The 23,324-nt window shown below is 64.1% G+C and carries 20 protein-coding genes; 11 read left to right on the forward strand and 9 right to left on the reverse strand.

What is annotated here, in order from left to right; genetic code table 11:
* Positions 1–14 precede the first annotated feature (14 nt).
* The 3 genes from ACOYW5_RS08050 to ACOYW5_RS08060 are packed head-to-tail and all read left to right on the forward strand — an operon-like array spanning position 15 to position 2,622.
* Complete coding sequence (locus tag ACOYW5_RS08050) at positions 15–914, forward strand: manganese/iron ABC transporter ATP-binding protein (RefSeq protein ID WP_423069431.1); 900 nt, start codon at positions 15–17, stop codon at positions 912–914.
* Positions 911–1,768, forward strand: coding sequence for a metal ABC transporter permease (locus tag ACOYW5_RS08055; protein WP_423068730.1), 858 nt, complete (start codon positions 911–913; stop codon positions 1,766–1,768). Before ACOYW5_RS08050 ends, ACOYW5_RS08055 begins: the two co-directional genes overlap by 4 nt.
* Positions 1,768–2,622: a metal ABC transporter permease gene (locus tag ACOYW5_RS08060; protein ID WP_423068731.1), complete on the forward strand. Its 855-nt coding sequence runs from the start codon at positions 1,768–1,770 to the stop codon at positions 2,620–2,622. The genes ACOYW5_RS08055 and ACOYW5_RS08060 overlap by 1 nt, the downstream gene beginning before the upstream one ends.
* On the opposite strand, the gene ACOYW5_RS08065 is transcribed toward ACOYW5_RS08060, so the two are convergent.
* The 4 genes from ACOYW5_RS08065 to ACOYW5_RS08080 all read right to left on the reverse strand — a co-directional run bounded on the left by ACOYW5_RS08065 (position 2,619) and on the right by ACOYW5_RS08080 (position 7,613).
* Positions 2,619–3,539, reverse strand: coding sequence for a DMT family transporter (locus tag ACOYW5_RS08065; protein ID WP_423068732.1), 921 nt, complete (start codon positions 3,537–3,539; stop codon positions 2,619–2,621). The genes ACOYW5_RS08060 and ACOYW5_RS08065 overlap by 4 nt on opposite strands.
* 2 nt (positions 3,540–3,541) lie before the next feature.
* A complete protein-coding gene (locus ACOYW5_RS08070) occupies positions 3,542–4,453 on the reverse strand; it encodes a DMT family transporter (protein ID WP_423068733.1) in 912 nt (303 codons plus the stop codon).
* A gap of 97 nt (positions 4,454–4,550) precedes the next feature.
* The gene (locus ACOYW5_RS08075) at positions 4,551–5,081 is read right to left on the reverse strand and encodes a DUF6580 family putative transport protein (protein WP_423068734.1); all 531 of its coding nucleotides are present in this window, start codon (positions 5,079–5,081) and stop codon (positions 4,551–4,553) included.
* Between the two features lie 39 nt (positions 5,082–5,120).
* Positions 5,121–7,613 (reverse strand): beta-mannosidase, encoded by a 2,493-nt coding sequence (locus ACOYW5_RS08080; protein ID WP_423068735.1) that lies wholly within the window; start codon positions 7,611–7,613, stop codon positions 5,121–5,123.
* 177 nt (positions 7,614–7,790) lie between these two features.
* Here ACOYW5_RS08080 and ACOYW5_RS08085 point away from each other — a divergent pair, with 177 nt between their 5' ends.
* From ACOYW5_RS08085 to ACOYW5_RS08110, 6 genes are all read left to right on the forward strand, one after another.
* Entirely contained in the window at positions 7,791–8,273 is a 483-nt protein-coding gene (locus ACOYW5_RS08085) for a methyltransferase family protein (protein ID WP_423068736.1), read from the forward strand.
* 69 nt (positions 8,274–8,342) lie between these two features.
* Positions 8,343–9,089: an ArsR/SmtB family transcription factor gene (locus ACOYW5_RS08090; RefSeq protein ID WP_423069432.1), complete on the forward strand. Its 747-nt coding sequence runs from the start codon at positions 8,343–8,345 to the stop codon at positions 9,087–9,089.
* Positions 9,090–9,121: 32 nt separating this feature from the next.
* Entirely contained in the window at positions 9,122–9,430 is a 309-nt protein-coding gene (locus ACOYW5_RS08095; protein ID WP_423068737.1) for a YciI family protein, read from the forward strand.
* Between the two features lie 174 nt (positions 9,431–9,604).
* On the forward strand, positions 9,605–10,015 hold the full coding sequence (locus ACOYW5_RS08100; RefSeq protein ID WP_423068738.1) for a DUF4260 domain-containing protein: 411 nt from the start codon (positions 9,605–9,607) through the stop codon (positions 10,013–10,015).
* Positions 9,999–10,556, forward strand: a complete 558-nt coding sequence (locus ACOYW5_RS08105; protein WP_423068739.1) for a TetR/AcrR family transcriptional regulator — start codon at positions 9,999–10,001, stop codon at positions 10,554–10,556. Before ACOYW5_RS08100 ends, ACOYW5_RS08105 begins: the two co-directional genes overlap by 17 nt.
* An 80-nt stretch (positions 10,557–10,636) precedes the next feature.
* Positions 10,637–11,242, forward strand: a complete 606-nt coding sequence (locus tag ACOYW5_RS08110) for a dihydrofolate reductase family protein (protein ID WP_423068740.1) — start codon at positions 10,637–10,639, stop codon at positions 11,240–11,242.
* Between the two features lie 121 nt (positions 11,243–11,363).
* Here ACOYW5_RS08110 and ACOYW5_RS08115 read toward each other — a convergent pair whose 3' ends face one another.
* The 4 genes from ACOYW5_RS08115 to ACOYW5_RS08130 all read right to left on the reverse strand — a co-directional run bounded on the left by ACOYW5_RS08115 (position 11,364) and on the right by ACOYW5_RS08130 (position 17,746).
* Positions 11,364–11,780 carry a cupin domain-containing protein gene (locus ACOYW5_RS08115; RefSeq protein ID WP_423068741.1) on the reverse strand — a complete coding sequence of 139 codons (417 nt, stop codon included), beginning with the start codon at positions 11,778–11,780 and terminating at the stop codon, positions 11,364–11,366.
* A gap of 70 nt (positions 11,781–11,850) precedes the next feature.
* Positions 11,851–13,719 carry an ABC transporter ATP-binding protein gene (locus ACOYW5_RS08120; protein ID WP_423068742.1) on the reverse strand — a complete coding sequence of 623 codons (1,869 nt, stop codon included), beginning with the start codon at positions 13,717–13,719 and terminating at the stop codon, positions 11,851–11,853.
* Between the two features lie 119 nt (positions 13,720–13,838).
* Positions 13,839–15,704, reverse strand: a complete 1,866-nt coding sequence (locus ACOYW5_RS08125; RefSeq protein ID WP_423068743.1) for an ABC transporter ATP-binding protein — start codon at positions 15,702–15,704, stop codon at positions 13,839–13,841.
* A 179-nt stretch (positions 15,705–15,883) separates the two neighbouring features.
* Positions 15,884–17,746 (reverse strand): ABC transporter ATP-binding protein, encoded by a 1,863-nt coding sequence (locus ACOYW5_RS08130; RefSeq protein ID WP_423068744.1) that lies wholly within the window; start codon positions 17,744–17,746, stop codon positions 15,884–15,886.
* A 315-nt stretch (positions 17,747–18,061) separates the two neighbouring features.
* Between ACOYW5_RS08130 and pepN the strand changes: the two genes are divergently transcribed.
* Entirely contained in the window at positions 18,062–20,704 is a 2,643-nt protein-coding gene (gene pepN / locus ACOYW5_RS08135; RefSeq protein ID WP_423068745.1) for an aminopeptidase N, read from the forward strand.
* A gap of 180 nt (positions 20,705–20,884) precedes the next feature.
* Positions 20,885–22,135 carry a sensor histidine kinase gene (locus ACOYW5_RS08140; RefSeq protein WP_423068746.1) on the forward strand — a complete coding sequence of 417 codons (1,251 nt, stop codon included), beginning with the start codon at positions 20,885–20,887 and terminating at the stop codon, positions 22,133–22,135.
* A 1-nt stretch (position 22,136) separates the two neighbouring features.
* On the opposite strand, the gene ACOYW5_RS08145 is transcribed toward ACOYW5_RS08140, so the two are convergent.
* A complete protein-coding gene (locus ACOYW5_RS08145; protein ID WP_423068747.1) occupies positions 22,137–23,165 on the reverse strand; it encodes a cell wall hydrolase in 1,029 nt (342 codons plus the stop codon).
* Between the last annotated feature and the right edge of the window lie 159 nt (positions 23,166–23,324).

Here is a 23,324-nt window from a genome sequence, read left to right on the forward strand (position 1 = left end):
CCCTCACCCCCAACGTGCCGCATGAGTCGTGGAACCCGGCTCCACGGCCGAGTCTCGAGGTCGAGCACGTCACCGTCGCCTATCCCAACGGCAACGTGGCGCTGCGCGATGCCAGTTTCGGGCTCGGGGCCGGCACTATTGCCGGTCTCGTCGGCGTCAACGGCAGCGGCAAGTCGACGCTGTTCAAGGCGATCATGGGGTTCGTGCAGCCTATCTCTGGCGAGGTGCGCATCGCCGGACTGCCGGTGCGCGAGGCGCTGAAGCGCAACATCGTCGCCTACGTGCCCCAGGCCGAGGAGGTCGACTGGAACTTCCCGGTGCTGGTCGAGGACGTGGTGATGATGGGCCGGCAGGGCCACATGGGCTTTTTCCGCATGCCCTCGCCGCGCGATCGCGAACTGGTCGAACAGTCGCTCGCCCGGGTGGGCATGAGCGACTATCGCAAGCGCCAGATCGGCGAGCTTTCCGGCGGCCAGAAGAAGCGCGTCTTCCTCGCGCGCGCGCTCGCCCAGGAAGGCCGCATTATCCTGCTCGACGAACCGTTCACCGGCGTCGACGTTCAGACCGAGTCCGCCATCATCACGCTGATGGGCGAGTTGCGGGCGCAGGGCCACCTGATGCTGGTTTCCACCCACAACCTCGGCAGCGTGCCGGATTTCTGCGACCAGGTCGTCTTGGTCAACCGCACCGTGCTCGCCTTCGGCCCGACCGCCGAGGTGTTCACCCAGGCCAATCTCGAGAAGGCCTTCGGCGGCGTGCTGCGGCATTTCCAGTTGGCCGGTGAAGACCTGCACGACGACAAGGACCAGCGCCGCGTCACGGTGCTGACCGACGACGAGCGGCCGGTGGTGTTCTACGGCGAGAACGGCGGCAGCAAGCCCGCTTCGCCGAGCAAGCCGAAGGACGAGCAATGATCGAGGAACTGCTCGTCCCGTTCAGCTACGACTACATGGTCAAGGCCATGTGGGTCTCGGCACTCGTGGGTGCGGTGTGCGCCTTCCTCTCCGCCTACCTGATGCTCAAGGGCTGGTCACTGATCGGCGACGCGCTCGGGCACGCCGTGGTGCCGGGCGTGGCACTGGCTTACCTGCTGGGCCTCCCCTATTCGGCCGGTGCCTTCGTCGCCGGTGGCCTCGCCGCGGCATCGATGGTGATCGTCCGGGCCCGGACAAAGCTGCGAGAAGATGCGGTCATCGGCATCATCTTCACCTCCTTCTTCGCGCTCGGCCTGCTGATCGTCTCGCTCAACCCCACCGCCGTCGACGTCCAGGCGATTATCATGGGCAATATCCTCGGCATCTCCGACGGCGATGTCATCCAGGTGGTGATCATCTCGCTGGTGTCGCTGGCTATCCTCATCCTCAAGTGGAAGGACCTGATGCTGGTGTTCTTCGACGAGAGCCATGCCCGCACCGTGGGGCTCAACCCGCGCCTGCTGCAGGTGCTGTTCTTCGCGCTGCTGGCCGCCTGCACGGTTGCCGCGCTACAGACAGTCGGCGCCATCCTCGTCATCGCCATGGTGGTGACGCCAGGCGCTACGGCGTACCTGCTGACCGACCGATTCCGGAACCTCTTGATCATCGCCGTGATCCTCGGCTCGGCCACCGCCGCCGTGGGCGCCTATATCAGCTTCTTCCTCGACGGCGCGACCGGCGGCGTCATCGTCTCGCTACAGACGCTGCTCTTCCTCCTCGCCTTCTTCTTTGCCCCCAAGCACGGCCGGCTTGCTGCCCGTCGCCGGGCACTGCGTGAAGCGGGAGCCGAATGATGGAGTGGTTCACCACCTTCGTTGTCGAGCCGCTCAGCTACGACTTCATGCAACGGGCGCTGCTCGTTGCGATCCTCGTCGGTGCAGTATCGGCGGTGCTCTCGTGCTTCCTCGTGCTCAAGGGATGGTCGCTGATGGGCGACGCTATTTCGCACGCCGTCTTGCCGGGGATCGTCGTCGCCTACGTGATCGGTCTGCCGATCGCCATCGGCGCCTTCGTAGCCGGACTGTTTTCGGCCATCAGCACGGGCTACCTCAAGGACAACAGCCGCATCAAGGAAGACACTGCCATGGGCATCGTCTTCACCGGCATGTTCGCGGTTGGCCTTGTGATGTTCTCGCGCATCGAGACCGACCAGCACCTGAGCCACATCCTCTTCGGCGACATGCTGGGTGTCACCTGGGGCGACTTGATCGAGACCGCGATCATTGCGCTCGGCACGCTGGTCATCGTCCTCGCCAAGCGCCGCGACTTCCTGCTCTACGCCTTCGATCCCCAGCACGCCCGCGCCATCGGCCTGCCGGTCCGGCTGCTGCACTACGGGCTGCTGGCCCTGCTCTCGATCACCATCGTCGCCTCGCTCAAGGCGGTGGGCATCATCCTCGTCGTCGCCATGCTGATCGCGCCGGGCGCCATCGGCTTCCTGCTGGCCAAGCGGTTCGAGGCGATGCTCGCGATCGCGGTTACGGTAGCGGTTGGGGCCGGCATCCTCGGCACGCTGATCAGCTACGCCATCAACGGCGCGACGGGCCCGTGCATTGTGCTGATCCAGGCCACGGTGTTCCTCCTGGCGCTGCTGTTCGCGCCGGGGAATGGGCTGCTCAGGCGGCGAGCCCTGCCGCCTGCAGTCTAGTCCTCGACCAACACCTCGGTGACGACCTTCTTCGCCAGCTTGCGCTCGCGCAGCCAGATGTAGAGGCCGGAGGCGATGACGATGGGGGCGCCGACGAAGATCCACACATCGGGCGGCTGGTTGAAGATGAGCCAGCTCGCGGCGGTCATGAAGATGATGTGCAGGTAGCCGAAGGGGGCGAGCACGGAGGCCGCCGCAAAGCGGTGGGCGGTGGTGACGAGCAGGTGCCCGACCAGCGCCGCTGCGCCGATGCCGACGAACAGCGCCCAGGTCATCGCGTCCTGCGGCCACACCCAGCCGCCGAGCGAGAACGGGGCGATGCAGACCGTGGCCACGGTAGCGGCGTAGAACTGCTGGGTGGTGGTCGAATCGACCCCCGCGAGCTTGCGGGTCAGCAGGTTGTAGAGCGCGGCGAACAGGGCGGTAATCAGTGACAGGATCACCGCTGGATGGAACGCCTCGGTGCCTGGCTGGACAATGACCAGCACCCCAAGGAAGCCGACGCCGATGGCGGCCCAGCGCCGCCATCCAACGGTTTCCCCGAGCAGCGGAATCGACAAGGCGCACAGGATTAGCGGCATCGTGAACGAGATCGCCGAGGTCACCGTGAGCGGCAAATAAACGAGGGCGAGGAAGTTGGCGATGGTCGAGCCGAGCAGGCATAGGCCTCTGGCCACCTCGACCGTCAGATTGCGCGTCGTCGCAAGCGTCCTGAGGCCCCGTTGCGGCAGAAAGAACGCCAGCACCAGGATGAACTGGCCGGCATAGCGGACGAACACGACCTCCATGGTGGGCAGGCCGGCCTGTGTCATCAGCTTGGCGCAGCTGTCGATCACCGTGTAGCAGAAATACGCTCCGAGCATCAGGCTGATGCCAAGCAGGCGGCGATCCTCGATCGGCTTGATGGTGGCGGCCACGCTCAGTCCTCCACCGGATCTACCGTGATGGGCCGGTTGAGCTGGCGCTCGCGGAACCAGATGTAGATGCCCGAGCCGATGATGATCGGTGCGCCAAGGTAGAACCAGGCATCCGGTGGCTCCGAGAAGATCAGCCAGCTCGCGAGCGCCAGCAGCAGCAGCTCGGTGTAGCTGAACGGCGCCAGTGTCGACGGTGGCGCGAAACGGTGCGCGATGGTGTTGAGCTGGTGCGCGATCATTCCGGTGACGCCGATGGCGACGAAGGCGAACCACCCTGCCCCGTCGGTCGGCCAGACCCAGCCGTTGAAGGCGAAGGGGGTGATGCAGGTGAGCGCGATGAGGCCGGAATAGACCTGCTGCGTCGCGGCCGAATCCACCCCGGCGAGCTTGCGCGTAATGATGCTGTAGAATGCCGCGCACAGCGCGCCGGAAAGGCAGAGCAGCGAGGCCGGATGGAAGGCCTCGGTGCCCGGCCGGACGATGATCAGGATACCGATGAAACCGGCGCCGACGGCCCCCCAACGGCGCCAGCCGATCGTCTCGCCGAGGAACGGACCGGACAGAGCCGTGACCATCAGCGGCATGGTGAACATCAGGGCGCCCGTCACGGTGAGCGGCAGGAAGCGCATGGCGCCGAAATTGGCAGCCGTGACCCCGAGCAGGCAGAGCCCGCGCATCAGCTGCAGCTTCCAGTTGCGCGAAACGAACAGGTTGCGCTGGAACGGGAGGAACAGCGCGATCGCCAGCGCCACGTGGATGGCGTAGCGGATAAAGACGATCTGCGTCAGCGGCAGCCCGATGAAGCCGAGATACTTGGCCGACGTATCGAGGGTGGCAAAGAACAGCTGCGAGAACAGCAGCAGGCCGATGCCGAAATTGCGGCGCTCCTCGACAGGGGCGATGGTGGAGTTCATGACAAGTCCGGGCCGCGAGACAGCAGCGGCTGCCTCAGCAAACGGGCGAGGCCGCACGCTGTCAATGCCGGAGCGGGACCAATCGGTCCAGTGTGGACTAAAGTCTCGGCTCGCCCGGTGACAGGGCTCGGCCCTGCCCCTCCGTCCAGCGGCCCGCGAGGACGAACAGCCCGAAGAGGATCGCGGTCGAACCGAGGTCACCGATAAGGCTCAGGCCCCAGAACGGGATGGCCGCGACATAGCAGGCGATGAGCCCGTCGAGGCCGTAGCCGTAATAGCCGCCGAGATAGACCCCGAAGTTCGAAACGAGGAAGAACAGCAGGCTGGCGAGGAATGCAGCCGAGCCCAACCGCAGCAGCGACAGCCGGTGCAGGAGGCCGCGGCCGATCAACGCGCCGCCCAGCATGCCGGCATAGGTGAACAGCGCGGAGCTGTGCCAGCCGAGCACGAGGTCGGCGAGCGCCATCACCGCTACCGGAATGAGCGCGGCGAGCCACGGGCTGCGAATGGCGTAGGCACCGAGCAGGCTCACGCCGACTACCGCCGTGACGTTGGGCGGATGCGGAATCAGCCGGCTCAGCACGCCTATGACGATGAGGCCGAGGGCAAGGCGTTCGCTGGTGGTCATGCCTGCAATTGTCTCGCCGCCGCCGTCATCGGTCAATCGTCAGTACGTCTCGCGCAGGTGGCTGACCTTCAGCGACTTCGCTAGCGCGTCCTTGCTCACCGCTGCCCCTTTGCGCGGCGTGAAGCTCAGCTGCACCTCGCGGCCCGGCAACAGCGTCACGGCATTGTCGGAGAAGTAGCCGGGGACATCCACGGTGGCGGTCACGAACATGGCGGGCTTGTCTGCTGTCAGCGTCAGCACCGGCGTCTTGTCACCACCGGACCATTTCGCCGTCACCTTGGCTTCGCCGATCTCGTAGGCTTTGTAGGCCTTGGGGAAGTAGTCGTTCTCGCCGAGGAGCTTCCCGTCTTCCGCGGTCCAGCTGAAGAACAGGAACTCGTTCGGCCCGAGGTCGGCGAGGCTCACCTTGGTGGCGACGACCGCCTTGTCCGGGTTGGTCTTCGCCTTGGCGGTCGCGATCACCCGCGCCCTGCCAGCCGCATCGACCGCCTGCACTTCGACCGCGATCTCGGCCTTGTCTGCCGTGTCATTGATCGCCTTGAGGAGGATGGTGTCGCCATCCGGCACGGCAACCACGTTGATCGGGGCAAAGAAGCGCTTCGCCATGTAGTGGAGCAGCTTCCACTGGCCGCCATAGTCGAGGCTCGACCAGCTGGCGACCGGATAGATGTCGTTGATCTGCCAGTAGAGCGTGCCCATGCAACGCGGCTTGGTGGAGCGCCAGTATTCGATGGCGGTCTTGATGGCGAGGCCCTGCTGGACCTGGCTCAGGAACACCATCTTCTCGAAGTTTTCGGGGAAGCGGAAATAGCGCGTCATCGTTTCGAGGATGCGCGAGTTGCCGCCGGTGTTGCGCTGGTGGGCTTCCATCACCGGCGAGGTCGGGTTGCGATCCTCGGGCTTGGTGAAGGTCTCGATGACGTTCATCGAGGTGAAGCTCTGGAAGCCGAACTCGGAGGCGAAGCGCGGGTTCACGCTGCGGTAGGCCGAAAAGTCCTTGGCCTCGTGCCAGACGCTCCAGTAGTGCGTGTCGCCGCGCGTATCGAGGTGCCAGCCATCGGAGAAATCCATGTAGCCCAGCGATGGCGAGCTCGGCCAGAAGCGGCGGCTCGGGTCCTCATCCTCGACGATGTAGCCGAGCATGGAGTTGAGCCGGTCGTAGTTGGCGACATAGCGCTCAGGCGCAGCCTTGGTCTCGGGGTACCAGTGCAGCGAGCCGATCACCTCGTTGTCGCCGCACCAGATGGCGATCGAGGCGTGGTGCTGCAGGCGCCGGACCTGCTGGGTGATCTCGGTGCGCACGTCGGCGAGGAAGGCGCGATCGGAGGGATAGCTCATGCAGGCGAACATGAAATCGTGCCAGATGAGGATGCCGAGCTCGTCGCACATCTCGTAGAAGTAGTCGGGCTCATACTGCCCGCCGCCCCAGATGCGCAGCATGTTCATGTTCACGGCCCTGGCGCTCTCGAGCAGGTCGCGCACGGTGTCCGGCGTGATGCGCGACGGGATGGCATCGGCGGGGATCCAGTTGGCGCCAAACATCGAGATGTCGCGGCCGTTGATCCGAACCTTGAACGAATGGTCGATCTCGTCCTTCTCGACCAGCCACTCGAGCTTGCGAAGGCCGAGCTTGCGCTTGGTCACTTCGCCATCGAGCGTGGTCCAGAGTTCGTAGAGCGGCTGCTCGCCCTGCCCGTTCGGCCACCAGAGTTTTGGGTTCTTGATGGTGACGTTGTGGACAAAGGTGTTCTCGCCCGGCCGCACCACGACCTTGTCGGCAAGCTTCTGCCCGTCGATCTCATGCATCAGTTCAACCGAACCCTCACCGAAGGCAAAAACACGAGTCGTGATCGAGAGTTCGACCGATTTCTTGCCATGCGCCTGCTCGACCGTAACGCTCTCCTGGCGCGCCAGTTTCGAGCGCCGGATGACCATGCGGCCATAGACACCTGATGGCATCAGGCAGATGCCCCAGTCCCAGCCAGCATGGCAGGCGGCCTTGCGCACGAAGTTCATATGCACGCCTTCGAGGCCGTTTGACAGGTAGTTGTAGGTGAAGGGGATCGGGAACGGGTGCGCGTCAGAGCGGGCCTTCGCCACGTCGCGGGTCACGGCGAATTCGAGGCGCAGTGTGTTGGTGCCGGCCTTCACCTTGCCGGTCACATCGATGTCGTAGCGGATGAACTGGTTCTGCGTGTCGGCGATCTTCTCGCCGTTGAGGATGATCGCGGCGATCGTGTCGACATTGTCGAGCGTCAGCGTCAGGAAGCCGCCGATCTCTTCCGGCGTCGCCTCGAACTTCCGCTCCATCGTCCACGGGGTCTTGTTGACCCACATCACCTCGACCTCGTTCCGGGCGAAATAGGGGTCGGGGATTTCCTTGGCCTCGAGCAGCGCCGTGTGCACGTCGCCCGGCAGGGCGATCGGCAGCTTCAGCTTGTTCCTGGGCGAAGTGAGCTGGAACTGGCCGGCAAGGCTAAGCTCGCCATAGCCGGTTGCTGCGGCAGCGGCCGCGGTCTTGGTCTTCGCCATTTGGGGAACCTCCGATCGAACGGGCCGAGTAGTCGATTGCACGGCCAGGCGGGTTCTAGCCCCTGCCCCGGTGGCTGCCAATCCCATCCATTGGGTCCAACGCCGCAAATCCGCCTCGTGCCTTGTCCTTTCGGTCGCGCAAGCCCAGATTCTATGGATGGGATGGAGGAAATGATGATGACCAATCTCGAGGTCGACAATCCGCAGGTGCCGGTGCTGCCACCGCTTCTGCCGCTCGCTGCGCTGGTACTGGCGATCATTCTCGATTGGCTGCTGCCGCTGCAGTTCCTGGCGGCCCCGGTTGGCTTCAACCTGCAGGTGATCATCGGCGTGCTGCTGGTCGCCGGCGGCATCTGGCTGGCGGCAACGGCAAGGCGACTGTTCGAGCGGGAGGGGACCAACGTCATTCCCACACAGCCCGCACTCAAGATCGTCACGTCGGGGCCGTACCGGTTCACGCGCAACCCGATGTATCTGGGGATGGTGCTCGCTCTGCTTGGCGTCAGCCTGGTGTTCTCGCTGGAATGGGGCGTCATCGCCACGCCGGTGCTCTGGCTGGCGCTCGACCGCCTCATCGTCGTACGCGAAGAGGCCTACCTGCGCCGCAAGTTCGGGCCCACCTACGAAGCCTTGCTGAACCGAACGCGCCGCTGGCTCTAGCCGGTTCCGTTGCGCTGTCGGATCACGCACCCTTGACACGTGACCATTTGGTCACCTATCGTGCTTCCTGTGGATGCCGTCTTCAAAGCCTTGGCCGATCCGACCCGGCGACAGTTGCTCGATAGCTTGAGGGACAAAGCCGGACAGACCCTGACCGAGCTCGAACAGGGGCTCGGAATGACGCGGTTCGGGGTGATGAAGCACCTCAAGGTGCTCGAAGAGGCAAAGCTGGTGACGAGCCGCAAGGAGGGGCGGTTCAAGTACCACTATCTGAACGCCTCCCCGATCCAGGAAGTCGCCGATCGCTGGATCGCGCCGTACCAGAAACCGTTCGCGCGCTTCGCGCTCGATCTGAAGAACAGCTTGGAGAGTTCAGTTCCAATGGCCGACAAACCAAACTTCGTGCTCGAGACCTACATCCGGACGACACCGGAGGCACTTTGGGACGCCCTCACCAAACCCGAGCAAACCGCGCTGTACTACTATGGCACGCGCATCGACAGCGACCTCAAGCGCGGCGGCGCCTTCCGCTACCTCACCGGCGACGGCCAGGTGATGCTCGACGGCGAAGTGATCGAGATCGATCCACTCAAGAAGATCGTCTCGACCTTCATTCCGAGCTGGGCCGAGAACTCGCAGCCGACGCTCGTCACCTTCGCGATCGAGCCGATGGGCGAGGTCGTCAAGTTCACCATCACCCACCACGATTACGAGAAGGCCAATGCCGGTATCGACACCGGCTGGCCGGTGGTCGTGGCAGGTCTCAAGACGCTGCTCGAGACAGGCAAACCGCTGAACCTGCCGACCAGCATGTGATCGTAAGCAGCGGCAAAACAGGGAAACGAAAGATGGCCAAGTACATCCTGGGCTTTCATGGATCGCCCGCTTCCTCACCCGCAGACCTCGAAGCTTCGATGGCCAAATGGATCGCCTGGTACAAGGGCATGGGCGGCGCCGTTGCCGACATGGGCAACCCGGCCGGACCGAGCAAAACCATCGGCGCCGACGGACGCGTGACCAGCACCGACGGCAATGCGCTGACCGGCTATTCCATCCTCGAGGCCAAGAGCCTCGACGACGCCATCTCGCTCGCCAAGGGCTGCCCGATCTATGCGGCAGGCGGCTCGGTCGAGGTCGCCGAACTGATGCCGATGTAGTGCGATTGGGCGGCGCCCGCGCGACGCCGCCCTCCTCCTGAACGCGGAAACCATGCCGCTGCACCTGGTGGCACCGGTGATGGTGGCAGGTGTCGTGCCGCAACGTCGCTGTTGACTTTCATAGCTATTGTCTGTAGCTATCATGGCTACATACGTTAGCCATTGAGGTTCATCATGCCAGCCAGCACTCCGGGCTTCGCCCCCAAATTCGTCATCCGGCAGCTTCGTCTCGAGGGGCTTGTCGGCCTCGCTGCGGCCGTCACCGCATACTGGTTCCTCGGCGGGAACTGGTGGTTGTTCGCGGTGCTGCTGCTCGCGCCCGACCTGTCTTTCCTCGGCTTCTATGCCGGCGAGAAGACCGGGGCGAAGATCTACAATCTCGCGCATACCTACACAGTGCCCGCGATCCTTGGCGCCATCGGCTGGTTCGGCGGCCTGCACCTCTTCGTCGAGATCGGGCTGATCTGGGCCGCTCATATCGCCATGGACCGTGCGCTCGGCTACGGACTCAAGTATCCCGGCTTCGACCACCAGACCCACCTGGGCATGATTGGGAAGGCGAAAAAGCTTGCCAACGCCGGCTAAGACCTCGCGCGAAGCACTGCAGACCATCGCCCGGGGGCTTGTCGAAGTCTCCGGGCCAGATGCGTTGACAGTGGGCGCTGTTGCCAGCGCGGCGGGCATCAAGCCACCCTCGCTCTACAAGCACTTCGCGGACCGCGCCGCGCTGCTCAAGGCGGTGGAGATCGAGGTTCTGCACGAACTCGAAGCCTACATCCGGCGCGAGATGGTCGGCTCCGACCACAAGTCGCGCCTCAAGGCCATGGCGCGCGCCTATCGGGCGTTCGGCAAGGCGGCGCCGCACCGCTACCGGGTGATCTATTCCGGCAATGCCTTCATCGACCCAGAGATCCGCGCCGCCTGCCTGTTCTCGGCGCAGCCGCTGTTCGAGGAGTTGCAGGCGGCCGGCGTGCCCGAAGATCGCGTGCTGTCGGTGTCGCGCACTATCGTGCCGTTCCTCCACGGCTTCGTGCTGATGGAAATCGGCAGCGCCTTCAATCTCGGTGGCGATGTGGACGAGGCGTTCGAGACCGGGCTGGAGACGATCCTCGGCGAAATCGCCTAGCATCCTTGTCGATTTGGTCGGCGTTCACTCGTCGGGAAGGTGAGGTGGCGTTGGCCGCACGAACCAAGAAGGATTGGGCGATGGGCAAGAGCGTTCTCTACATGTCGATGTCAGTGGATGGCTTCATCACCGGGCCGAACGTGAGCCCATCCAACGGCATGGGCGATGGCGGTCTGCGCCTTCACGACTGGGTGTTCCCGGACGTCGAAGCCGGCGACCTCGATGCCGCGGTCGCCCGGCTCACCGGCGTCAACAAGCAGGTCTTTGACGAGCTGATGGCGACCGGCGCCGTGATCGCTGGGCGCGGCACGTTCGAGGCAGCCGGCGGCTGGAACGGCGACCACCATGACGGCGTCGAAATCTACATTCTCAGCCGCCACCCGGCGCCCGACTGGGCGGCGAAGTGGCCGAACGTGCATTATGTCGACGATCTCGCCCTCACCATGCGCGAGGCCAAGGCCGCGGCAGGCGAACGCAACGTTATGGTGCACGGTGCCAGCACAATCGTCCCGATGGCGATCAAGGCCGGGCTGCTCGACGAGATGATGATCCACGTCGTGCCGGTCTTGCTCGGCGAGGGCCGCCGGCTGTTCGACGGGCTGGGTTTCGGCCTGCGCGAGCTCGAGCCGGTACGCGTGCTAGAGGGCGAGGGCGTGACGCATCTGCGGTATCGAGTACCGAGGTAGGCGGATAGACAGCGAAGCACCGCCCTAATCCGTCGCGGCAGCGCCTTCAATCTCGGTGGCGATGTGGACGAGGCGCTCGAGACGGGACGGGAGACAATCCTGGCGACAATCTGACATCGCCTCAGGGGATGACCGAATCCAGTTCCGGATGCAGCACGACGCTCTCGTTCACCGTTGCCTCGTTGCGGGTACCCACAAAGACTGCCGGAACGGCACTCCGATTCACGCCAACATGCATGACGTTGGCGGGAATATAGACGTAGTCCCCCACATGCATCGTCTCGTGGTGTTCCAGATTTGCGCCCGAGTACATGTCAATCTCGTCCCCTTCGATCATGTACATCGCCGTCTCGTGATACTGGTGCAAATGCGCCTTGGTTCGCCTTCCCGGTGGCAGTGTAACAACTCCCAGGAATATCGAATTCGCGCCCACCGTTTCCGCGCTCACGCCCGTCGCGTAATCAGATCCCTGCTTTGCGGTATGGGCGGGAATGCCTTTGACGATCGCCGCCTTGGTTCCATTCAACGTGATGTCCACCGTTTCCTCCCTTGGTGTGCCCGAAATCTAGCGAACGGGGTCGACCCTGAGAAGAATTATTGAGAGTCCCCTACTCCGCCGCCTCGCTGTCGATGAACCCGCCCGACTGCCGCGCCCAGAGCGAGGCATAGAGACCGCCGTGCGCCAGTAGCTGCGCATGCGTGCCCTCCTCGACGATCCGGCCCTTATCGAGCACGATCAGCCGGTCCATCTCGGCAATGGTCGAGAGCCGATGGGCGATGGCGAGGACGGTCTTGCCCTGCATCAGAGTCTTGAGTTGCGCCTGGATCGCTGCCTCCACTTCGCTATCCAGCGCCGAGGTCGCTTCGTCGAGCACGAGGATCGGGGCGTTCTTCAGCAGCACGCGGGCAATAGCGACGCGCTGGCGCTGGCCGCCGCTCAGCTTTACGCCGCGCTCGCCGACATAAGCGTCGTAGCCGGCCCTGCCGCGCTGGTCGATGAGCTGCTCGATGAACTCATCGGCCTCGGCCATGGCGGCCGCGTTCATCATTTCATCGTCGGTGGCGTCTGGCCTGCCGTAGGTCAGGTTGGCGCGGATCGAGCGGTGCAGCAGCGCGGTATCCTGGGTCACGACGCCGATATTGGCCCGCAGCGATTCCTGCGTAACCCTGGCGATATCCTGCCCGTCGATCGAGATGCTGCCGCCCCTCAGATCGTAGAAGCGGAGCAGCAGGTTGACCAGCGTCGACTTGCCCGCCCCCGAGCGGCCGATCAGCCCGACGCGCTCACCCGGCCTGATGATCAGCGACAGGTCATCGATCACAGGCATCGAGTTGTCGTACTTGAAGCTCACGTGGTCGAAACGGACCCCCGCCTCGGTCACGACGAGCGGCCTGGCGTCCGGCGCATCGACGAGGCCGAGCGGCTTGGAGATGATCTCTGCCGAGTTCTGCGCCGTGCCGTAGTTGCGCATCATGCCGTTGAGCTGGTTCATCAGCCGGCCCAGCATGGCATAGAGCCGCAGCACCACACCCGTGGTCAGCGCCACGCCGCCGACGGTGATTACCCCTTCGGTCCAGAGGTGCACGGCCAGCGCCGTGATGCCTGCCAGCGCCAGTCCCGACAGCATGGCCATGGTCGAGCGCACGCCCACCAACGTCCGCGCCAGCTTGCGCATCGCTGAAAGATAATCGTCGAACCCCTTGCGAACAAAGCGATCGTCACCCTCAGCGGTGCCGAAGAGTTTCAGCATCTGGATGTTGGAGAAGCTGTCGACGATCTTGCCGGTAAGGGACGAGCCCTGCTCCGCGGCAGCGGCGGCAAGCCCCCGCATGCGGGGCACAAAGTGGCGGGCAAGGATAGCGAAGACGCCGATCCAGACGATCATGGCCACGGCCAGCCGCCAGTCGAGCTGGCCCATCAGCAGGGTAGTTGCAGCGGTGAAGATCACGATGTTCCAGACCACCTGCAGCAGCGACACCATGAAGTCACCGACCGCAGCGCCCGACTGCCAGACCTTGCTGGCGATGGCGCCGGCGAAGTCGTTCTGGAAGAAGCTGAGGTTTTGCCGGATCACATGCGCATAGGCCTGCCAGCGCACGAGATTGTAGAAGCCGAGCGTGATCGTCTGCTCTTCGACGGCGGCCGAGAGCCACGATATGAGGAAGCGGATACCCAGCGTCACCACCAGCATCCACGCGAGTTCTGGTCCGTTGGCCGCGATCAGCCCATTCCAGCCCAAACCCGCAGGCAGCGCGGTGAGCATGTCGATCAGCCGGCCGACGAAATAGAACAGCGCCGCTTCGACCAGCGCCACCAGCCCGCCGAGCACCAGCAGCGCAACGAAGGCGAGCCTCGCCTGCCGGATGTAGAACCAGAAGAAGCGCAGCGTCAGCGCAGGGGGCCGGAGGTCGCCGTCCTTGCCGAACGGATCGATCCAGGTCTCGAAGATGCGGTGTATAGGTTCGAGGAGCTTCATGGTGTTCGCGCGAACACTCAATAGCTTAGTTCAAAGCAAGGGAACGTGAAATCTGGGAAAGGATTGGGCGAGCGCCTCGCACAAAGCAGAGGGGCGGACCCTTCGGCCCGCCCCCTTTTTCACTGCGCCGCCTCTTCGGCCTTCATGTCGAGGAAGCCGCCGGACTGGCGTTCCCACAGCTGGGCGTAGTGCCCGCCGCGAGCCAGCAGTTCGGCGTGTGTGCCCTCCTCGACGATCTGGCCCTTCTCGAGCACCACGAGCCGGTCCATGGCCGCAATGGTCGAGAGCCGGTGGGCGATGGCGATCACGGTCTTGCCCGCCATCAGCGACACGAGCTGGTCCTGGATCGCCGCCTCGACTTCGCTATCGAGCGCCGAGGTCGCTTCGTCGAGCACCAGGATCGGGGCGTTCTTCAGCAGCACCCGGGCAATGGCGACGCGCTGGCGCTGCCCGCCCGAGAGTTTTACGCCCCGTTCGCCGACATGGGCGTCGTAGCCCCGCCGCTGCTTCGGATCCATCAGCCCGGCGATGACGTCAGCCACCTTCGCCTGCTCAGCCGCGAGGATCATCGCTTCGTCGGTCGCGGTCTGGCGGCCGTACTTGATGTTCTCGCGCACCGAGCGGTGCAGCAGCGAAGTATCCTGGCTGACAAGGCCGATCGCGGCGCGCACGCTTTCCTGCGTTACGTCCCGAACGTCCTGTCCGTCGATCTTGATCGCACCGGATTCCACATCGAACAGACGCAGCATCAGGTTGACCAGGGTCGACTTGCCGGCACCCGAGCGGCCAACCAGACCCACCTTCTCGCCCGGCTTGATGTGAAGGTTGAAGTTCTCCATCACCGTGCCTTCCTTGCCGCGCCAGTAGTTGAAGCTGACGTTCTGGAAGTCGATGGCCCCCTCTCTCACCACGAGGGCGGGAGCGGCCGGCTTGTCGATCATGGCGATCGGCTGGGCGATGGTGATCATCGAGTCCCGGGTCGTGCCGATCTGGCGGAAGATGTTGGAGCCTACATCGAGGATCCAGCCGCTCATATTCATGATCTGGAGCGCGAACGGGATGGCCGTCGCCACGGCGGCGGCGTTCATCGTGCCCGCGTTCCAGCCGGCCAGCGCGATCCAGGCAATCGAGATCACAAGGCCAGCATTGAGCAGGAACAGGGTCGACCACATGTAGGTGAAGACCCGCATCAACTTGCGGAACTCCACCGCGTGCTCGTTCACCGACTCCGCCACATAGGCGTCCTCGTGCCCATCGGTCGAGAACGTCTTCAGCGTGTGGATGTTGGTGTAGCTGTCGACGATGCGGCCGGTCATCACCGACTTCGCCTCCGACAGATCCTCGGAATGCTTGGCGATCATCGGCATGACGATCGTAAACAGGATTCCATAGAGGATCAGCCAGACCGCGATCGGCACCAGCAGCACCCAGTCGAGCCGGGCCAGCACCACCACCGCGACGATGACGAAGATGCCGGCGTACCACACGGCGTCGATCGTCATGTTGACCGAGGTCTCGATCGATTCCCCGGCCTGCATGATCTTGTTGGCGATGCGACCGGCAAAGTCGTTCTGGAAATAACTCCAGCTCTGGCGGATTACGTGCCAGTGGCTTTGCCAGCGGACGATGTCGACGAGGTTGGGCACGATCGAGTGGTTACGAACGAGCGTGTCCAGGAGGAAGGTGATCGGGCGGATGACCGCGATCGTCAGGATCATCCAGACGAAGGTCTGCCAGTGCAGCTCGAACATCTGCCCCGGCGGGGTGGTGGCGAGGAGACCCACGACGACGCCGACGAAGATTGGCATCATGGCGTCGGCAACGGAGCCGACCGCAACCAGCACCATGCGCAGCGCGAACGCCGCCTTGAACTGCTTGATGAAATAGAAAGTGAACTGCGTAACCCCGCTGGGGGGTTCCGTGTTTTCGGCCAGCGCTACGGGTTTGTAGCGGCTGTCGAACCAGGCCAAGACTCGGTTGAGCATTTTGAACTCATCTGTCCGAGCCCTCTATCCGACTATATGAGTCAGCTCAGGGCTCTAATGGATTGTTTTCGTTTCAGTTTCGAACGAAGCGATTGGGGTGCCGGGGTGCGGGCGGTAATGAGGTTGTTGGGCGTATCCATCTGTCCCTCCTTGGGATGGTTGAACTGTTGTGAAGCGGCTTACTCCGCCGCCTCCTCCTGTACGTCCGGCTCGAGGAAGCCGCCGGACTGGCGGTTCCAGAGCTTGGCGTAGGTACCGTTGAGCGCGATGAGCTCGGAATGCGTGCCCTGCTCGATGATGTTGCCCTGCTCGATCACCACCAGCCGGTCCATGGCGGCGATGGTCGAGAGGCGGTGCGCGATGGCGATCACGGTCTTGCCGTCCATCAGCCGGTTGAGCTGGCTCTGGATCGCAGCCTCGACCTCGGAGTCGAGGGCCGAAGTCGCTTCGTCGAGCACCAGGATCGGCGCGTTCTTCAGCAGCACGCGGGCGATGGCGATGCGCTGGCGCTGGCCACCGCTGAGCTTGACGCCACGCTCGCCGACATGGGCGTCGTAGCCCTTGCGGCCCTTGAGATCGACGAGACCCTGGATAAAGCCATCCGCCTCGGCGAGCCGGGCAGCCGCGAGCATTTCCTCCTCGCTCGCTTCTGGGCGGCCGTAGAGGATATTCTCGCGCACCGAGCGATGCAGGAGCGACGTATCCTGCGTCACAACGCCGATCTGCTCACGCAGCGTATCCTGCTGCACGGCGCCGATATCGGTGCCGTCGATCGAGATCACCCCGCCCTCGCGGTCGTAGAAGCGGAGCAGCAGGTTGACGATGGTCGATTTTCCGGCACCGGAGCGGCCGACAAGGCCGATCTTTTCGCCCGGCTTGATCTCGAGGCTCAGGTGCTCGATCACGCCGGATTTCTTGCCGTAATGGAAGCTGACATCATCGAACTTGATGTCGCCCTTGACCGGGCCGAGCGGCTTCGCGCCCGGCTGGTCGGCGACCACCCGCGGCAGCGAGATCGAGTTGATGCCGTCGCGCACGATGCCGATATTCTCGAACAGCTGCGACATCTCCCACATGACCCACTGGCTCATGCCCTGGAAGCGCAGCACCAACGCCGTAGCTACGGCGATGGCACCGGGGGTCATCGTGCCTCCCAGCCACTGGTTGATGCCCACTGCCATCACCGCGAACAGCAGCACGTTGTTCATCAGCGGGATGACGATCTGCAACAGTGCGAACATCCGCATCTGCTTGTGAACGGTGCCCATGAACTGATCCATGGCCTCGTGCGCATAGGCTTCCTCGCGGTGCGAGTGCGAGAAGAGCTTCACCGTCGCGATGTTGGTGTAGCTGTCGACGATGCGACCGGTCATCAGCGAGCGGGCGTCGGCCTGTAGCTCGGCGACCTTGCCGAGCTTGGGCACCCAGTAGACGAGCAGCGACACATAGAGCGCCAGCCAGACGAGGAACGGCACCGCTAGCCAGAGGTCGCTCATCGCCGCCAGCACCACGGCGCCGGCGAAGTAGACGACCACGAACACCGTGACGTCGAGCAGCTTCATCACCACTTCGCGCACGGCGAGCGCCGTCTGCATCAGCTTGGCGCCGATGCGGCCGGCGAACTCGTCCTGGAAGTAGCTCATCGACTGGCGCAGCAGATAGCGGTGCGCCATCCAGCGGATGCGCTGCGGCAGATTGCCGATCAGCGTCTGGTGGATGATGAAGGTATCGAGGATCTGCAGCGTCGGCAGGATCAGCAGCAGGACCGCCGCCATCAGGGCGAGCTTCCACCCTTCCGTCTGAAGGAACGTCGCCCGGTCGGCGGTGCCGAGCCAGTCGATGATCGAGCCCATGAAGCTGAACAGCATGATCTCGCCCAGCGCGACGCCTGCCCCCAGCAGGGCCATGGCGATCAGCCAGCGCTTGGCGCCCTTGCAATAGTGCAGGCAGAAGGCGACCAGGCCCTTGGGCGGCTGCTGCGGTTCCTCCAGCGGATAGGGGTTTAGCTGGTCCTCAAACCACTTGAACACAGGACCAATCATTTGCCGTCTCCCTCACCTGTCGACCACGTTCAGCGGCGGCACGGCTACGGCCTCAACATAGGTTGAGGTCAAGCGGCTCTTGCCAACTGAGGGCCAACCCTCATTATCGCTTTGAATTGCGCACGCGACGGGCAGATGAACCCTTCGGAGGTGCGCGCTGGCGGCCCAACCCGGCACCGATCCCACTACCGCCCAATTCGGTAGGGATCGTGTCCAAATGGCTGGTTGTCAGCCGCATAGAATACACTAAGGGTTGGATTCGGCTGTTGCGAGCCTGCCACAGTTGGTTAACGAGTTGATGTTGCGGAGCATTTAATGCGCGGCGAGAACGAAGAGACGATCTTCCTCAAGGACTACGCGGAGACCCCTTACGCGATCGAGAAAATCGAGCTGGATGTACGGATCGCGCCCGAGACCTCGATCATCCGGACATTCCTTACGCTGGCCCCGCGGGCGGCCACCGCACCGGGCACACCGCTCGTCCTCGATGGCGCCGAAACGCTGACGCTGCGCTCGATCGCCATCGACGGGTTGCCGCTTGCGCTCACCGCCTACGAGGCCACCGCCGACGGCCTCACCGTCCACCAGCCGCCGACCAAGCGCTTCGTGCTCGAGACCGAAGTCGCGGTCGAGCCCGAAAAGAACATCAAGCTGATGGGATTCTATCGTTCGAGCGGCACCTGGTGCACGCAGTGCGAGCCAGAAGGCTTCCGCCGCATCACCTACTACTACGACCGGCCCGACGTGCTCTCGCTGTTCAAGGTGCGCATGCAGGCCGACAAAATGCTCGCGCCGGTGCTGCTCGCCAACGGCAACCTCGTCGAACAGGGCGACCTCACCAACGGCCAGCACTTCGCCGTATGGGAAGATCCGTTCCCGAAGCCGGCCTATCTCTTCGCCATGGTCGCCGGCGATCTCGGCTCGATCCACGACAGCTTCACCACGTCGTCAGGTCGCAAGGTCGCGCTCGGCATCTACTGCACGCACGGCAAGGAAGACGAGTGCTTCTACGCCATGGATTCGCTGAAGCGCTCGATGGCCTGGGACGAGCGCCGCTTCGGCCGCGAATACGACCTCGACATCTTCAACATTGTCGCCGTGTCCGACTTCAATTTCGGCGCCATGGAGAACAAGGGCCTCAACATCTTCAACGACAAGCTGGTGTTCGCGAAGCCCGAAACCGCGACCGACGCCGACTACATCAACATCGAGAGCGTCATCGCGCACGAGTATTTCCACAACTGGACCGGCGACCGCATCACCTGCCGCGACTGGTTTCAGCTGTGTCTCAAGGAAGGGCTCACGGTCTATCGCGACCAGGAGTTCTCGATGGACGAGCGCTCGCGCCCGGTGAACCGCATCGAGGACGTGCGCCAGTTGCGCCAGACGCAATTCCCCGAGGATGGCGGCCCGCTCGCCCATCCGCCGCGACCGGATCGCTACAAGGAGATCAACAACTTCTATACGGCGACGGTCTACGAGAAGGGCGCCGAAGTTGTCCGCATGCTGGCAACGCTCCTCGGCGAGGCCGGCTTCCGCAAGGCGATGGATCTCTATTTCGAGCGCCATGACGGCGAGGCGACGACCATCGAAGCCTTCATCAAGGTGTTCGAGGACGCCTCGGGCCAGGACCTGCAGCACTTCCAGCAGTGGTACCTGCAGGCCGGCACGCCCGAGCTCGACATCACCGACCGCTACGACGCGGCAAGCCAGACCTACACGCTCGAACTCACGCAGACTAACCCTCCGACCCCGGGCCAGGCGGATATGCAACCCCTGGTCCTGCCAATCCAGTTCGGCCTCATCGGCCCCAATGGCAGCCCGATGAGCTGGGGCGCGGTCTCCGGTGCCGAGGTGCGCGACGACCTGATCGTCTTCGACAAGGCCAAGGCCACCGTCACCTTCAGCGGCGTACCGAACAAGCCGGTGCCCTCGCTGCTGCGCGGCTTCTCGGCGCCGGTGAAGCTCACCACCAATGCAACGGACGCCGATCAGCTGTTCCTCGCCCGGCATGACGGCGATCCGTTCAACCGCTGGCAGGCTCTGCAGGACGTGGCCATGAAGCTCGTCGTCGACGCCGTCGCCGGCAAGCCCTGGACCGATGCGCAGGTCGGCGCGCTGGGCGACGCACTCGAGGACACGCTGAACTCAAAGGAGCTCGACCCGGCCTACAAGGCACTGGCAATCACCCTGCCGAACGATCTGGCAGTGGCGCGCGAAATCGCCAGCAACGTCGACCCCGATCGCATCCATTCGATCCGCAAGCAGCTGCTCGCCGCAGTCGTCGGACGCCTCGCGCCAACGCTCGAAAAGGTCTATCTCACCAACGACAGCCGCCTCGCCTACTCGCCCGATTTCCAGCAGACCGGCCGCCGGTCGATGAAGAACACCGCGCTGCAGGTGCTGGTGCTCGGAAGCGCCGAGGGTGCGGCCACACTGGCGCGCGAGCAGTACGATCGCGCCCTCAACATGACCGACCGGCTGGCGGCACTCTACGCTGTCGTCTGGGCCTGGACACCGGATGCCGAGGCGCTGGTCGAAGACTTCCGCGCGCGCTTCACCGCCGACCCCCTGGTTCTCGACAAGTGGCTTACGGTCGTCGCTACCGCGCCCGAGCCTGATGTCGTGGACCGCATGAAGGCAATCCTCGCCGCACCGGACTTCCCGCAGAACAACCCGAACCGCCTGCGGGCACTCACGGCGACGTTCGGGATGAACAACCCGACGCAGTTCGGACGCGCAGATGGTGCCGGCTTCCGGTTCCTCGCCGAGTTCGTGGGCGATGTCGACAAGCGCAACCCGCAGGTTGCAGCGCGGGTGCTTACGGCCTTCCGCGTATGGCGCAGCTACGAATCCGTACGTCGCACTGAAGCCGAAAAAGCACTGAAATCGCTGCAGGAATCCGGCTCGCTCAGCCGTAACACCGCCGACATTCTCGAGCGGACGCTGAGCGGTTAACGGAACCTTACCGTTAGAAGAATTTTTCTTCTGCGGCTAAGTGATTCAGCCGACTCGTGATTTTGGGCTTCGCCGTCACCATGTCCGGACACCCCTCTGGACAGTGACGGCGAAGCGGATTCAAAGTCTCGTCACTGGGCAAATCACTGGGTCGTCCCAATCACATAGGCGGAGAACTTGATGCGGCCGACGGAGCAATCCGGCGACGATGCGAAGCGATTCCGTGCGCCGGATGCAGTGGCGCGTCGCAGTTGGCTGCGGCGCACCACCATCAGCGTACTGGAGAAGCTGCTCGCGCGCATCAGCGGTCGCGACGCCGGCGCGGGCTATGCCACCCTGATCGAAACCCTCCCCTTCGGCGTCGCCTGCTGGGGCGCCGATGCCCGCCTCATCGCCAGCAACTCCCGCTTCGCCGAGCGGCTCCGGGTCGAATCTCTCGATGCCGGTGCCGCCTATCACGACGTGGTCAAGACGCTGGCCCAGGGCGGCTACATGCAATCGGTCCGCGAAGACTGGGAGAACCGCCTGCTCGAGCTGCATCGCGAAGACGGCTCAACTCTCCTCATCGAGGAGCGCCCGCTCGAAGGCTCCGGCTTCGTCACGCTGGTGATGGATGTCACGGAGAGCCGCCGCACCACGCAGCTCCTCACCTCGATCCGCGAAGAGCAGCGCCTGCTGGCGCGCCGCTATCACGAGGAAAAGCTCCGAGCGGAGGCCGCGAGCCGGTCCAAGACCACCTTCCTCGCCCATCTCAGCCACGACATTCGCACCCCGCTCAACCACATCATCGGCTTTGCCGACATGATGCGGCAGCAGCCGTTCGGCCCGCTCGGTGACGCCAAGTATCTAGGCTATGTCGAGGCGGTGAAATCGTCCGGCGAACGCCTGCTCGGCTTTTTCGGCTCCATCCTCGAACTTGCCGAACTCGAGGGCGGCCGCCGCGAGCTGCGGCGCGACCGCTTCACGGCCGATGACCTGCTGCTGGCGGTGTTCCGCCGCTACACCGGGCAGGCGCAGGCCGCCGGCGTTACCTTCGGGCTCGGCGGCCCGTGCAATGCCGTGCTGCTGGCCGATCGCTTCGCGCTCGAGCGCATGGTCTCCAACCTCGTCGAGAACGGCGTGCGCTTCACCCCCCGCGGCGGCAAAGTCACCCTCGCCGCCTATGCCGCGGCCGATGGCGTCGTGCTCGAGATTACCGATACGGGCATCGGCATGTCGGCTGAGCGCCTTGCGACACTCTCACAGCCATTCGTGTTCGGCGACGCCGCCCTGACGCGCGACCGCGAAGGCGCTGGGCTCGGCATCGCCATTTCGCGCGCCATTGCCGAACTCAGCGGCGGACACCTCGCCATCGACAGCCGACAGGGGCTGGGGACGACCGTTGCGGTCAGCCTGCCACTACCGGCCGATGAGAGTGTGAAGGCGGCTTGAGTTAGCCGAACTTCCAGCCGCGCTTGAACTGGTAGAACACATGCATGCCGATCTTGGTGTTCTTCTTCATGCGCGGGGCCCAGTGCGGGTAGACGTAGGTGGCGTGATAGTGGGTCGAGTAGCCGACCGCGGTCAGGTATTCCTTGCCTGATATCACGTCCTTGGCGATCTGCATCGCCTGGTCCCAGGCCTTCTTCTCGCTGACCTTTTCGGGGATGCCGTCGCAGGCGAAGGAGAACTGGCAGGCGTTGCGCTTACTCTGGTTCTGGTAGACGACGCCGCAGATGGTGTCGGGATAAAGCTTATGGGCGACGCGGTTCATCACCACCTGCCCCACCGCGACCTGACCGCGATAGGTCTCGCCACGGGCCTCGAAGTAGATGGCGGTCGCCATGCACCAGAGTTCCTTGTCGGAGACCTTCTTGCCCTTCTTGTCGGTGACCGAGCCGTCGAACACGGTGGCCGGCAGGTCGGCGCGCGCATAGGCGAGCTTTTCCGACATGGACAGCGGGGTCGGCGCGCCGCTGCCGGCGAAGCCTTCGATGGCATCGAGGGCGGGCGTCGTCGTGAGGCTGGGATCGACCGCAGCGAGCGCCACCGGCATCGAGGGCGGAGTGGTGGTGACCGCGGGATCGGCCTTGGCTGTTTCCGTGCCTGTGCCCGCCGGGATCATCTTGCCGCGAGCCGCGGCGATCTGGGCGCGGATGCCCTCGAAGCCGCGGGTCACCTCGGTCAGGGCGACTTCGGGCCGCGCGCGATCCTGCTTCAGCGCACGGTTCGGGCCGACAAAGCTCTGCGACAGGAAGATGTCGTCGATCGAGCCCGTGATAATCACATCGGTGCCGGACCGGGTGATGGTCGGTTTGCTGAGATTCGCCTCGTAGGCTGCATGCGACCCCCTGTCGGGAGCGTGCGCGGCGCCGGTCAGTCCGGCAATGGCGAAAGCGGCGAGCGCAAAACCTGCGCAGGCCTTGAGCACGACGAACTCATGACGAGCCCGGCGCAAGGGGGTGGTCCGGTAGTGGGCCATCAGAACGCTTTACTATCCACGCGGTACGCAACACGACGCTCCGGCATTTCAATTAAACTGTGACGCAAATGCCGGACGTCGCGATAATGCGGGTTTAGGGTTAGCCGGAGGTAAACAGCCTGATTTTGGCGCCAGATGGGACCGGACGTGGCCGCGGCA

The sequence above is a fragment of the Devosia sp. CN2-171 genome, from assembly GCF_049354815.1.
Taxonomy (GTDB): Bacteria; Pseudomonadota; Alphaproteobacteria; order Rhizobiales; family Devosiaceae; genus Devosia_A.

Bases quoted from the DNA above. Each gene is read 5' to 3' on its own strand.
- ACOYW5_RS08110 (WP_423068740.1), top strand. From the start codon at position 10,637: ATGGGCAAGAGCGTTCTCTACATGTCGATGTCAGTGGATGGCTTCATC.
- ACOYW5_RS08100 (WP_423068738.1), top strand. From the start codon at position 9,605: ATGCCAGCCAGCACTCCGGGCTTCGCCCCCAAATTCGTCATCCGGCAG.
- ACOYW5_RS08130 (WP_423068744.1), bottom strand. From the start codon at position 17,746: ATGATTGGTCCTGTGTTCAAGTGGTTTGAGGACCAGCTAAACCCCTAT.
- ACOYW5_RS08140 (WP_423068746.1), top strand. From the start codon at position 20,885: ATGCGGCCGACGGAGCAATCCGGCGACGATGCGAAGCGATTCCGTGCG.
- ACOYW5_RS08080 (WP_423068735.1), bottom strand. From the start codon at position 7,613: ATGGCGAAGACCAAGACCGCGGCCGCTGCCGCAGCAACCGGCTATGGC.
- ACOYW5_RS08075 (WP_423068734.1), bottom strand. From the start codon at position 5,081: ATGACCACCAGCGAACGCCTTGCCCTCGGCCTCATCGTCATAGGCGTG.
- ACOYW5_RS08070 (WP_423068733.1), bottom strand. From the start codon at position 4,453: ATGAACTCCACCATCGCCCCTGTCGAGGAGCGCCGCAATTTCGGCATC.
- ACOYW5_RS08055 (WP_423068730.1), top strand. From the start codon at position 911: ATGATCGAGGAACTGCTCGTCCCGTTCAGCTACGACTACATGGTCAAG.
- ACOYW5_RS08085 (WP_423068736.1), top strand. From the start codon at position 7,791: ATGACCAATCTCGAGGTCGACAATCCGCAGGTGCCGGTGCTGCCACCG.
- ACOYW5_RS08120 (WP_423068742.1), bottom strand. From the start codon at position 13,719: ATGAAGCTCCTCGAACCTATACACCGCATCTTCGAGACCTGGATCGAT.
- ACOYW5_RS08145 (WP_423068747.1), bottom strand. From the start codon at position 23,165: ATGGCCCACTACCGGACCACCCCCTTGCGCCGGGCTCGTCATGAGTTC.
- ACOYW5_RS08125 (WP_423068743.1), bottom strand. From the start codon at position 15,704: ATGCTCAACCGAGTCTTGGCCTGGTTCGACAGCCGCTACAAACCCGTA.
- pepN (WP_423068745.1), top strand. From the start codon at position 18,062: ATGCGCGGCGAGAACGAAGAGACGATCTTCCTCAAGGACTACGCGGAG.
- ACOYW5_RS08095 (WP_423068737.1), top strand. From the start codon at position 9,122: ATGGCCAAGTACATCCTGGGCTTTCATGGATCGCCCGCTTCCTCACCC.
- ACOYW5_RS08060 (WP_423068731.1), top strand. From the start codon at position 1,768: ATGGAGTGGTTCACCACCTTCGTTGTCGAGCCGCTCAGCTACGACTTC.